The organism is Mycobacterium simulans (genome assembly GCF_900232995.1).
GTDB lineage: Bacteria > Actinomycetota > Actinomycetes > Mycobacteriales > Mycobacteriaceae > Mycobacterium > Mycobacterium simulans.
In genome coordinates, this window is sequence record NZ_OCVX01000003.1 from 2,729,961 (window position 1) to 2,741,342 (window position 11,382).

Consider the following 11,382-nt stretch of genomic DNA (forward strand, 5'->3'; position numbering starts at 1 on the left):
GCCAGACGGAGGGTGAGATTGTCCTACGAGAGCACAGCGCAGCCCATCAAGATCGGTTACCTGTTTGACTTCCTGCTGCCGGAGTTCTACCCGCAGGAAATGCGCGACGATCTGACCCGCCCATTCGACCTGGTGTTCAACGACGGGGTGAGCCAAGGGGTCATTGACCGGCCGGTTGAGATCGTCTACCGGGAGGTCGAAGGCCTGCCCAAGGGCACCGTCAAGGCGGTCATCGATGCCTACGGCGAGCTTGTCGACGAGGGCTGCCTGGTTGTGTTCGGGCCGCACATCACCGAGAACGCGGTACCGCTGCGGGAGGCCATCGAGGAGCGATTCCGGGTTCCGGCGATCAACGTCTGCGGTAGCGACGACTGGCTGGGGGAGTGGACCTTCGCGTTCCCGCAAGGGTCGATGACCGACGAGCCGATCTTCTGGGCGGACCTACTCGCCAAGGGCAGCCACACGCAAGTCGGCGTCGTGGTGGAGAAGTCGCTGGTCGGCGAGAGTTATCTCAAAAACTTCCGAAACGCCGCTCGGCGCAAGGGCATTCGCATCGTCGCCGAGGCTCAGGTGGCTCAGACCGCCCAGGACGTCGGGCAGGCGATCCGCACTCTGCACGAGGCGAAGCCGAGCGCGCTGGTGCACTGTGGTTTCGGCTTTGGCATCGTATTCATCAATCCGGCACTGGCAGAGCTCAATTGGGACCCGCCCCGGTTCACCTGCACCGCGTTTCAGAACGCCTGGATCAATCCGATTATGTGGCAAGCCTTCATGGGGTGGACCGGCATCGATCAGTACGACGAAGCCAACGCGGTCGGGCAGCGGTTCCTGGACCAGTTCGAGACGGCCTACGGCCGTCGCCCCCAGTACTGCGTGCCGGTAGTCAACCACGACGTCGCCAACACCCTGCTGCACGCCTTTGCCGACGCCCATCCGCTGAGCCCGCGCGGTGTCAAGGAAGCGCTGGAGCGAGTGAAGATGCTGCCGGCCGCGGCCGGCGCACCCGGGACCCGAGTCTCGTTGGGAAAGTGGACCCGGCGGGCCTGGATGGGCGCTGGGTACCTGGTGGCCCGGCGCTTGGACGCCGACGGCGTCAATTCCCACCTGGTAGACCGCTTCGGCGAGGAGTGAGCAATGGCCACCACCCAAACAGCGCCGTCTGAAGTCGCGCCGACGACCGAACGCAACCGGGGGTCGGTGTGGGTCGCGGTGTGGGTTGCCGTAGCCGTCGCGTTGCTCGGCGTGATTGCGTATTTCGCGCGCAAAGGCGCTGTCTCGGAAAGGATTCGCAATCCGGAAGTGAGCGGAGCGCCCCGACCGGTGCAGCCGCTGTTCGGCTATCACCACTGGTTGGAGCTTTTCCAGATTTTCACCATCATCTCGATGTCGATCATCATTGTCGTCTACGTGGTGGCCTGGCGTCGCTACGGTGCACACCCGGTATTGCTGATGGGCATCGTCACGACGTTGATCGTCTGGCAGGACCCGATCATGAACTGGTCGCCCTACGCGGTGTACAACCCGGAACTGTGGCATTGGCCCGAGGATTGGCCGTTGGTGTCGCTGTCGCCGACGGTGGAGCCGTTCCTGGTCATCGGCTACATCATGTTCTACCTGGGGCCGTACTTCCCGGCGATCTGGATCCTGCGAAAGATCCAGGCCCGCAGGCCCGTTGACTCATTCGTATGGCGCCATCCGCTGATCAGCCTGGCGTTGATCATCCTGCCGGTCGGGATCGTCATCGACGCGATGCTGGAGATGACGCTGGTGCGCACCGGCTTTTACATTTACTCCCAAGTCATTCCGTTCGGATCTGCCTCCGTCGGCGAAACCTACCAATTCCCGTTCATCTGGGAAACGGTGATGGTGACGTTCGTGATGATCCCGGCGGGTGTGCTGCTCTACCGCGACGACACCGGCCGCACGGTGGCCGAAAAGCTGACCCAGCGGCTTCGAATCTTCACCCGTCGCCCCACCCTCGGGATGTTCGTGGTGATGTTCGTCCTCATCAATCTCGCGTACTTTGGCTACGGTACCGGCTTCGCCGTGATCAAGTGGACCAGGGCCGCCACCTCGGTCGCCTGCCCGTGGCCGTACCCTGAGGCCAAAGTGTATGACCCCCAGGGTTTTTACGAGAAGAACGGCCAGCAGGGTCCCTACTCGGCGGGAATCTGGTCGACATGGATGAGCGCCCAGCCCAATGGACGCCCGCACGTGCAGCTTGGTTCGACCTCCGATCGGTGTGCGCCCGGACATGGATGAGCCGCGCAGCATTGTCATCACGGGCGCATCCCGTGGACTTGGCCTCGCGTCGGCGGCGCACATGTACCAGCAGGGGTGGCGTGTGGTGGCGGCCATGCGCTCACCGGAAATCGGCTTGCCAGCACTGCGGTCCAAGGCCGGCGCCGGACGCGACGACCCGCGGTTGATCGCCGTCCCGCTGGACCTCACCGACTCCGCATCGGTCACGGCCGCCGGTAAGGCGATCGATGCCGCCGTCGGGGCCCCGCATGCGCTGGTGCACAACGCGGGGATCTCCGCGGCCGGAATGCTCGAAGAGACGCCGATGGATCTGTGGGAGCGCATGTTTGCCACGAGCGTCTTCGGGCCGGTGCGGCTAACCAAGGCCCTGTTGCCGGGGATGCGTGCCGCGGGGCGCGGGCGGATCGTGGTGATCTCGAGTCAGGGCGGCGTGCGGGGCATGCCGGAAACCGCGGCGTACTCGGCGGCTAAGGGCGCGCTGGAACGCTGGGCCGAATCATTAGCCGGCGAGGTGGCGCCCTTCGGCCTCGGCGTCACCATCGTCGTGACCGGGACGTTCGACACCGACATCATCACCGACGCGGGAACCTCGGACCTCCGCGACTTCACCGGCCCTTATGCCGCGCTGCACCGCAACATCGACCGGCGCGGCCGCTTCGCGATGCGGTTCGCGGCCTCCCCGGACCGCTTCGCCCGGCGCCTCGCCAAGGTTGTCGAGGACCGGGCGCCGTTTGCTCGGCATGCGGTGGGACCGGATGCTCGGATGCTGATGGTTGCCAACCGGCTGCTTTCCGGTAAGGCTCTCCATAGGGTGACCCGTCTGGCGATGGGCATCCCGCGTCCCGGCGCTCTGAACAGCGCCTCGTCTGAAGAGAGCTGAACAAACATGCCCGACACTGTAACGGTCCGGTCCGAGTCCAAGATGATGATCGACGGCAAGCTCGTCGATGGGCGAGCCGGCACCTTCACCAACATCAACCCGGCCACCGAGGAGCCGATCGGGGAGGTCGCCGACGCGTCCAAGGAGGACATGTACCGGGCCATCGACGCCGCGCGGCGGGCCTTCGACGAGACCGACTGGTCGACCAACCACGCATTGCGCCAGCGCTGCCTGCTGCAGCTGCACGACGCCATCGACGCCGAGCGCGAAGAGCTGCGTGAGGAGCTCATCCTGGAGGTCGGCTCGCCCCGGGCCATCACCTTCGGCCCCCAGCTGGATGCTCCGCTGGAAGACGGGCTGCGTTATCCCGCCAAGCTGATCGACGAATACCCCTGGGAAACCGACCTGGGCGACAAGATGATCAGCCTCACCGGCACGCTGACCACCCGCAAGGTCTGGCGGGAGCCGGTGGGTGTGGTCGGTGCGATCGTGCCGTGGAATTTTCCGTTCGAGGTCACCATCAACAAGATCGGTCAGGCGCTGGGCACCGGCAACACCGTGGTCCTCAAACCGGCACCGGACACCCCGTTCAATGCCACCCGGTTGGGTCGGTTGATCGCCGAAAAGACCGACATCCCAGCCGGTGTCGTCAACGTTGTCACCGCATCCGATCACCTGGTGGGCGAGGAGCTCACGCTGTCGCCGAAAGTCGATCTGATCTCGTTCACCGGCTCCACGGCCGTCGGGAAACGAATCATGGAAAAGGGCGCGGCGACAATGAAGCGGCTGTTCCTCGAGCTTGGCGGCAAGTCGGCCACCATCGTCCTGGAGGACGCCGATTTCGGGATGGCATGCGCCATCGGCATTGCGCCGTGCATGCACGCCGGGCAGGGCTGCGCCAACCCGACCCGGATGTTGCTGCCCCGGTCTCGCTACGACGAAGGTGTGGCGATCCTGAAGAGCATCTATGACAACGTCATGCCGGGCGACCCGCAGGATCCCGGAACGCTGTGCGGCCCAGTCATTTCCGACAAGCAACGCCAGCGCGTGCTGGGTTATATCCGCAAGGGTGTCGAAGAAGGTGCCACCGCGCTGGTCGGCGGGCCCGACGCCGAAACCGGATTCGATAAGGGATTCTTTGTTCGGCCAACGCTTTTCGTCGACGTCGACAACTCGATGACGATCGCGCAGGAGGAGATCTTCGGCCCGGTGCTGTCCGTAATTCCGTTCGACGACGAGGAAGACGCGATCCGGATCGCGAACGACAGCGTGTACGGATTGGCCGGCAATGTGATGTCGGGGTCGTTGGAGCGCTCGCTGGCGGTGGCCCGCCGGATCAAGGCCGGGTTCATGGGTGTCAACGGCGGCGCGCCGTATGGTGCCGACACGCCTTTCGGTGGCTACAAGGCCAGCGGGGTGGGACGGCAGAACGGTGTGGCCGGCTTCGACCAATACACCGAGATCAAGTCGGTGGCATACCCCGCCGGCTGAACAGAGGGGAAGCGAGTGCAGTTGTTCGATGATCTCGAGGACTTCGGGTCCTTCGACGATGTTGTTTCCGGTGACGTCCGAGATCCCTACACCGAGCTGGCTCGGTTACGGCGTGAGGAACCCGTGCAGCGCATCGATATGTCGGGCATGCCGCACGATGCGTCCAAACCGGTTTTCATCGTCTACCGCCACGAAGAAGTTCAGCAGATGCTGCGGGACAACGAGACCTTCTCGTCGGCGATCATCATCGACGCGTTCGGTGACGTGCTCGGCCGCCACGTCATGCTCGGGATGGATGAGCCAGAACATGGGCGTCATCGCGCATTAGTCTCAAAGGCGTTCTCGCAGAAGGTGTTAGCGCGTTGGGAGGGCGAACTGGTCGGGAAGGTCGGCAACGAGCTGATCGACCAGTTCGCCCCCCGAGGGCGCGCCGATCTAGTGAAAGAGTTCACCTTTCCATATCCGACCCAGATCATCGCCGGCCTGCTGGGCTTGCCGCGCGAGGACTATCCACAGTTTCAGCGCTGGTCGATCTCGTTGCTGAGTTTCACCATCAACCCGGAGCGCGGGCGCGCGGCATCGGCGGCGTTGCAGGAGTACTTCACGCCGATCCTCGCCGCGCGACGGGAGGAGCCCCGTGACGACCTGATTAGCGGTCTCGCGCAGGCGGAGATCGATGGGGAGAAGCTGTCCGACGAAGAAATCTTCTCGTTCTTGCGGCTGCTGCTTCCGGCCGGCGTGGAAACCACCTACCGGTCGCTGGGGAACATGTTGTTCGGATTGCTGTCCAACACCGAGCAATTGGATGCGGTGCGCGCCGACCGTTCGTTGTTGCCGCAAGCGATCGAAGAGGCGGTGCGGTGGGAACCACCGTTGCTGACGATTACCCGGGTTGCCACCCGCGACACCGAGCTGGCCGGCGTGCCGATCCCGGCCGGCTCTTCGGTCATGCCGATGCTGGGCTCCGCCAACCGACAGGAGGACCGGTATCCCGATCCAGACCGTTTTAACGTGTTCCGTTCGGCCAGAGCGCATATCGGCTTCGGCCACGGCGTCCATGTCTGTCTCGGAATGCACCTGGCCCGGCTCGAGATGCGGGTGGCACTCAACCTGCTCTTCGACCGTCTGCCCAATCTGCGGCTGGATCCCGATGGGGATGATCCGCACATCCGCGGCCAGGTATTCCGCTCGCCTACAGCGCTTCCCGTGCTATTTGAGGGGAAATTACCATGACGGCGGTGCCCATCTAAGTACGAGCGAGGCCAGATCGCTGCCCTGATCAACCAGCTAGACGAGGCGCAGCTTGCGAGTCCAAGCCTGTGCGCCGGCTGGGATATCAAAACGGTCACCGCACACCTGGTCAGAGTCTTCGCTGACAGCCTTTGGGTTTTCATGAGGACGTCGTTGCGCCGTGGCAGCATGGCTCGCGCCATCGACGAGCTCGCGCGACGTCGCGCGCGGCGGCCGATCGCCGACATCACTTGGTCCATGGCGATGACAGCAGGATTCCGCTCAAGCAGCCGTTCCAGCCCGACCCGGAGCTGGCGGGGCTGGCGCTAGATTTCCTGACCGGGCCATGGCCGTTCGGCATTGTGCCGCTGGGCCGACTTTGGGGAATCGCATTGCATGCCACTGACATTGATCGAACTTGGAGTAGGGGAACCGAAGTCCGCGGACCAGCGGCTGCCTTGATGATGGGCGTTGCGGGCCGCCCGGCACTGTTGCACCTTCTCGACGGCCCGGGACTACCGCTACTGCACCACCGGCTGCGGCCTAGCGAGCAGTAACGCTCTTGCGCCGGGGGGAAGTTTATGCCGGGTGTGATGCGAACACGTCCATGCACACCAGCGTTGCGGAGCAGATCGAAGGCATCGGCGGGCCCAGGGGATGTCTGACAGGTATGCGCAAGGCGAACATGTCTGTGCTGCCCTAACGTCAAACGGGTTCGTCGTCGTCTCCGTCGGATAGGAATCGTTCGGGGTGATGGTAGGGGTTGGTTCGGGGTTGTCCGTGGTCCAGGTGGGCCGGTGGTAGCCATTCGGTGTCGCCGTTGGCGTTTTTGCGAGTGGTCCAGCCCTTTTCGGCGAGTCTGTTGTCGATACCGCAGGCCAGGGTGAGGTCGTCAATGTCGGTGCGATGGGTCGCCTGCCATCCCGTGACGTGGTGGACTTGGCTGTGGTAGGCCGGTGCATCACAGCCCGGCTTGCTGCATCCACGATCCTTGGCGCAGAGCATGATTCGCTGTGCAGGGGAGGCCAGCCTCTTGGTGTGATACAGCGCCAGTGGCTTGCCGTTATGGAACAGGGCTAGGTAGTGGTGAGCGTGGCTGGCCATGCGGATCAGGTCCGACATGGGCAGCTGGGAGCCGCCACCGGTGAAGCCCTTGCCCGCGGCGGCTTGCAGGTCCTGCAGTGTGGCGGTGGCGATGATCGACACCGGTAGGCCGTTGTGCTGGCCCAGGTTGCCCGAGGCCAGCAGGGCGCGCAGTGCGGCTAGCAGGGCGTCGTGGTTGCGTTGGGGTTGGCTGCGGGTGTCGCGGCGTACCGCCTCTTCCGACGGCTGCTCATCGACCACCGGCGTCTCGTCCTCGGGGTTGCAGGCGCCGGGGGCGGCCAGTTTGGCCAGGACGGGTTCGAAGGTGGCGCGCGCTTCGGGGGTGAGGTAGCCGCTGATACGCGACATGCCGTCGTATTCCTGCTTGCCGATGGTGATGCCGCGCTTGCGGGCGCGTTCTTCGTCGCTGTATTCGCCGTCGGGGTTTAGCCAGTCCATGATGCGTTGGGCGTATTTGGCCAACTCGTCGGGGCGATACTCGCGGGCCTTGTGGGCCAGGTCGGCTTCGGCGGCTTGGCGGGGGGGTAGGTCCACCTCGACGGGCAGGTGGGCGAAGAAGCTGCGGATCTCGCGGACGTGCCCGTCGCCGATGAGCCCGTCGCGTTGGGCGGCCGCGGTCGCGGTCATTAGGGGTGCCAGGGGTTCACCGGTGAGTGCGCGTCGTTGTCCGAGGTCGGCGGCTTCGCCGATGCGGCGGCCGGCCTCGGCCTTGGTGATACGCAGCCGGTCGGCTAGCGCCGAGCGCAGCTTGCCGCCTAGTTCCTCTTCGCTGGCTTGCGCGCCGAGTTGATTGATCAACGTGTGCTGGGGGGCCCGCAACCGCCGCGCCACCCGCTCCAGCCGCTCCAACGCCCGCAAGCGCTCCGGCGTCGTCAACACATCAAAAGATAACTCGCACAAGCGGTCTAGCTCGATGTCGAGCGCGTTGAAGACCTCGACGATCTCTTCCCGACTGCTCGAACCCATGCCTGAAATTTTACGAAGGACCACCGACAAGAATCGTCAAGATGTGACCACTGAAACTTAAGTGACACAAGGGATTACAGAGATCCATCGAGAGCACCTCTGACCGATCGGCGCCAAGCCGTGGTCGGGATCCGGTTGGCCGCAGGTCAGGCCGGGGACACTCCGGAGTTGACGCCCCTGCTCGATGACTACGACGAAGCATGTGTAGGCCGCGGCGTGGCCGGCATGGATCTCCGGTTGCTGGGCGACAAGGCGTGCTCGCATCCGAGCACGCTTCGATGGCATGTGCCCGGTTTGTGCCTCGGGGCGTCGACCCAATCGAGACACCCGCCGTGGAAGGTCCTCGGGCTATGTGTCCTTTTGGGCCCGCCCCAATCGTCCTTAGGGTGAGATTCGGGAATTGCCCGGATCATGATGGGGACAGGAGTAGAACCATGCCGCAATATGCCGCACTCACCTACACCAGGGACGTCGACTGGACAGCACCCGAGCAGGCCGAGGACATGGCCGCCTACATGAAGTTCGGACAGGACCACGCTGCCGCGATCCGTGGCGGCAACGCGTTGTACCCGACGAGCACGGCGACCACCGTTCGGGTCACCGGTGCGCGCGGCGGCGACGTCGTGACCAGTGACGGCCCGTATGCCGAGACCAAGGAAGCCCTGACCGGCTTCTACCTCATCGAGGCCGCGGACCTGGACGAGGCCCTGCGCATCGCCGCGGAAATCCCGGCCGCGTGGGACGGCGCCGTCGAGGTGCGTCCCGTCATCGCCTTCGGTTGAGCGGTTGAGCGTCGAGGCGGACTCCGCGCTTGCCGAGACCGTCCGGGTGGAGGGGATGCGCATCCTGGCGACCCTGGTGCGGTCGGTCGGTTCCCTGCAGGTCGCCGAGGATGCGGTGCAGGAAGCGGCACTGCGGGCGCTGCGCGACTGGCCCCGCAACGGTGTGCCCGACGAGCCGCGCGCCTGGCTGACGGTGACCGCGCGGAGGGTCGCGATCGACCTACTGCGCCGCGAGGGCGCCCGCGCACAAAAGGAGCGTGCCAGCGTGGAACTCGCGGTCCCCGACCCGCCGCCGGACAGCGTGGTGGCTGACGATCGGTTGCGGCTGATCTTCACCTGCTGCCACCCGGCGCTCGGCTTGGAGGCACAGGTGACTCTTGCGCTGCGAACCTTGTGCGGCCTGTCGCCCGCGCAGATCGCGGCGGTGCTGCTCACCAGCGAGGCGGCAATCGCCAAGCGCCTGACCCGGACCCGGCAGAAGATCGCGCGTGCCGGGATTCCGTACCGGGTGCCGGCAGACGAAGATCTGCCGGCACGCCTGGCGGCGGTGTGCGCAGTGCTGCATGCGTTCTACACGATCGCGCACAGCGCGGCCGGCGGCGACCGGCTGACAGACGTGGATGGCGCCCGCGAGGCGCTGCGCTTGGCGCGGCTGGTGCACGACCTGATGCCCGATGAACCGTCACCCATGGCGGTGCTGGCGCTAGTGCTGCTGAGCGAATCTCGCCGCGCCGCAAGGCTCAACGACGCCGGAGACCCGGTAACGCTCGCCGAGCAGGACCGCTCGCTGTGGGACGCAGACGCGATCAGTGAGGCCTTGCATCTCCTCGGTGAATCCTTGCGCCGCACCGGCACGGTCGCCGATCCCTACCAACTTCAGGCCGCGATCGCGGCCGAGCACGCCCGTGCGCCGTCATACCAGGACACCGACTGGACGGAGATTGTCCGGCTTTACGATCTACTGCTTTCGGTGCAGCCGAGCGCGCCCGCGGCGCTCGCCCGCGCCGTCGCTGTCGCCGAATCCGAAGGCGCGGCAGCGGGATTGGACGCGTTGGACCAACTTGAGCCCGATCAGCGTTGGCACGCCGTCCGCGGTGAATTGTTGGCACGCGAAGGCAGATACGCCGACGCGGTTGCGGCGACACGGGCGTCACTCACCGATGCGGTCACCGCGCCGGAACGACGACACCGCCAACGACGCATCGCCGAATGGTCGAAGCAGCACGGTTAGGAGTGCAATGACGAGCGTGGACGTGGTAAGCGAGATTGTGATCGCTCGGCCCCGTGACGAAGTTGCCGCGTATGCCGCAGATCCGGACAACGCCACCGCCTGGTACGCCAATATTCAAGCGGTGCAGTGGAAATCACCGAAGCCGATGGTGATTGGCTCGCGGTTCGCGTTCTCCGCCAGCTTCCTCGGACGTACGTTGAGCTACACGTACGAGGTGGTCGAGCTGCAGCCTGGGACGAGGTTCGTGATGCGTACGGCCGAAGGGCCATTCCCGATGGAGACGACTTACCTATGGGAGGATGGCCCGACGGGGATGACGAAGATGAAGCTGCGCAACCGCGGTGAACCCAAAGGATTCTCGGGAATCGCGGCACCTGTCTTGGCGATGGCGGTCAAGCGAGCCAACGTCAAGGACCTCGCCCGCCTCAAGTCGCTGCTCGAGACGGGTGGCTAGAGCTAGAACGGTGCACCCGACGAGCGTGCGCACAATGCCGCTCGCTACCGCGTGTCACTGCACAGACACGCACGCTCGTGGGAATCGTTTCGGCCCGGAAACTTAAGAACTAGTCGCCGCCGGTCCCGCCGGTGCCGCCACCGCCGCCCTGGCCAGAGCCGGCGGGAGTGGCGGGCCCAAAGCCGGTGGTGCCTTGCCCGACGGGTCCGCCGGTGCCGCCCAGGCCGCCGGTGCCGCCGGTGCCGCCGTCGGCGCCGTTTCCGCCCTGGCCGCCGGTACCCGTCGGGTTTTCATGGTCCGTACTGCCAAAGCCGCCGTTGCCGCCATCACCGCCGTTGCCGCCGTCACCGCCGACGAAGACGGTGGAGTTACCGCCGTTGCCGCCGAGACCGCCATTGCCGCCCCGCTGGCCGACGAAGGTCGCGGTGCCGTCGCCGTCGCCGCCGGTGCCTCCGTTGCCGCCATCACCGCCCCTGCCGCCGACGCCGCCATTGCCGCCATCGCCGCCGTCGCCACCCTGCCCGCCGCTGCGGCTGTCGGTGCCGTGACCCGAATAGTTTGCACCGTCACCGCCGTCGCCGCCGTCGCCACCGTTAGCGTCGACGCTGCTGGCACCGGTAGCGCCGTTCTGTACCAGGGTGGCGCCGGTGCCGCCAGCACCGCCGGTGCCGCCAAGGCCGCCGTTACCGCCGTTGCCGCCATCACCGCCGAAGCCACTGAGGAACACCGACGAATTGCTCGCAGCGCCGCCGCCGCCATCACCTCCGGCGCCGGCGAAGCCGGCGTCCCCGCCATCACCGCCGTTTCCTGATCCCAGAGCGTCGCCGCCAGCGCCGCCGTTGCCGCCGTTGCCGCCGTTGCCCGCGTTACCCCCATTGCCACCGTCGAATCCGTTGGCACCGCTGCCCGCGCCGCCAGCTAGCCCGCTGAAGAAGGCGTCGCCGCCGTCGCCGCCGGTGCCCCCGCTGGCCGACCCCCGGCC

General features: G+C 65.8%; 10 protein-coding genes and 1 pseudogene. 9 read left to right on the top strand and 2 right to left on the bottom strand.

The genetic code is table 11. The features are described from left to right. The first annotated feature begins 18 nt into the window (after positions 1-18). From MSIMFI_RS13190 to MSIMFI_RS28105, 6 genes are all read left to right on the top strand, one after another. Positions 19-1,131: an ABC transporter substrate-binding protein gene (locus tag MSIMFI_RS13190; RefSeq protein WP_191497540.1), complete on the top strand. Its 1,113-nt coding sequence runs from the start codon at positions 19-21 to the stop codon at positions 1,129-1,131. Between the two features lie 3 nt (positions 1,132-1,134). Beyond that, the gene (locus tag MSIMFI_RS13195) at positions 1,135-2,262 is read left to right on the top strand and encodes a spirocyclase AveC family protein (protein WP_191497541.1); all 1,128 of its coding nucleotides are present in this window, start codon (positions 1,135-1,137) and stop codon (positions 2,260-2,262) included. Next, positions 2,255-3,142: an SDR family oxidoreductase gene (locus MSIMFI_RS13200; RefSeq protein ID WP_191497542.1), complete on the top strand. Its 888-nt coding sequence runs from the start codon at positions 2,255-2,257 to the stop codon at positions 3,140-3,142. Before MSIMFI_RS13195 ends, MSIMFI_RS13200 begins: the two co-directional genes overlap by 8 nt. 6 nt (positions 3,143-3,148) lie before the next feature. Further along, positions 3,149-4,633, top strand: a complete 1,485-nt coding sequence (locus MSIMFI_RS13205) for an aldehyde dehydrogenase family protein (protein WP_191497543.1) — start codon at positions 3,149-3,151, stop codon at positions 4,631-4,633. A gap of 15 nt (positions 4,634-4,648) precedes the next feature. Next, positions 4,649-5,866 carry a cytochrome P450 gene (locus MSIMFI_RS13210; protein ID WP_191497544.1) on the top strand — a complete coding sequence of 406 codons (1,218 nt, stop codon included), beginning with the start codon at positions 4,649-4,651 and terminating at the stop codon, positions 5,864-5,866. Positions 5,867-5,950: 84 nt separating this feature from the next. Beyond that, a complete protein-coding gene (locus MSIMFI_RS28105) occupies positions 5,951-6,193 on the top strand; it encodes a hypothetical protein (RefSeq protein WP_263597415.1) in 243 nt (80 codons plus the stop codon). 375 nt (positions 6,194-6,568) lie between these two features. Here MSIMFI_RS28105 and MSIMFI_RS13220 read toward each other — a convergent pair whose 3' ends face one another. Continuing rightward, a complete protein-coding gene (locus MSIMFI_RS13220; RefSeq protein ID WP_191497545.1) occupies positions 6,569-7,933 on the bottom strand; it encodes an HNH endonuclease signature motif containing protein in 1,365 nt (454 codons plus the stop codon). A 434-nt stretch (positions 7,934-8,367) separates the two neighbouring features. On the opposite strand from MSIMFI_RS13220, the gene MSIMFI_RS13225 reads away from it, so the two are divergent. Genes MSIMFI_RS13225 through MSIMFI_RS13235 form a run of 3 tightly spaced genes read left to right on the top strand, consistent with a single transcriptional unit; the run spans position 8,368 to position 10,400 of the window. Then, positions 8,368-8,715: a YciI family protein gene (locus MSIMFI_RS13225; protein ID WP_186244227.1), complete on the top strand. Its 348-nt coding sequence runs from the start codon at positions 8,368-8,370 to the stop codon at positions 8,713-8,715. A gap of 4 nt (positions 8,716-8,719) precedes the next feature. Next, on the top strand, positions 8,720-9,946 hold the full coding sequence (locus MSIMFI_RS13230; protein WP_224770178.1) for an RNA polymerase sigma factor: 1,227 nt from the start codon (positions 8,720-8,722) through the stop codon (positions 9,944-9,946). 7 nt (positions 9,947-9,953) lie between these two features. After that, on the top strand, positions 9,954-10,400 hold the full coding sequence (locus tag MSIMFI_RS13235) for an SRPBCC family protein (protein WP_191497546.1): 447 nt from the start codon (positions 9,954-9,956) through the stop codon (positions 10,398-10,400). 109 nt (positions 10,401-10,509) lie between these two features. Here the strand turns inward: MSIMFI_RS13235 and MSIMFI_RS13240 are convergent. Further along, positions 10,510-11,382: pseudogene (locus MSIMFI_RS13240) on the bottom strand (PE family protein); the annotation flags it as partial.

Coding starts and splice junctions, on each gene's coding strand:
- MSIMFI_RS13200 (WP_191497542.1), top strand. CDS start 2,255: ATGGATGAGCCGCGCAGCATTGTCATCACGGGCGCATCCCGTGGACTT.
- MSIMFI_RS13220 (WP_191497545.1), bottom strand. CDS start 7,933: ATGGGTTCGAGCAGTCGGGAAGAGATCGTCGAGGTCTTCAACGCGCTC.
- MSIMFI_RS13195 (WP_191497541.1), top strand. CDS start 1,135: ATGGCCACCACCCAAACAGCGCCGTCTGAAGTCGCGCCGACGACCGAA.
- MSIMFI_RS13235 (WP_191497546.1), top strand. CDS start 9,954: ATGACGAGCGTGGACGTGGTAAGCGAGATTGTGATCGCTCGGCCCCGT.
- MSIMFI_RS13225 (WP_186244227.1), top strand. CDS start 8,368: ATGCCGCAATATGCCGCACTCACCTACACCAGGGACGTCGACTGGACA.
- MSIMFI_RS13205 (WP_191497543.1), top strand. CDS start 3,149: ATGCCCGACACTGTAACGGTCCGGTCCGAGTCCAAGATGATGATCGAC.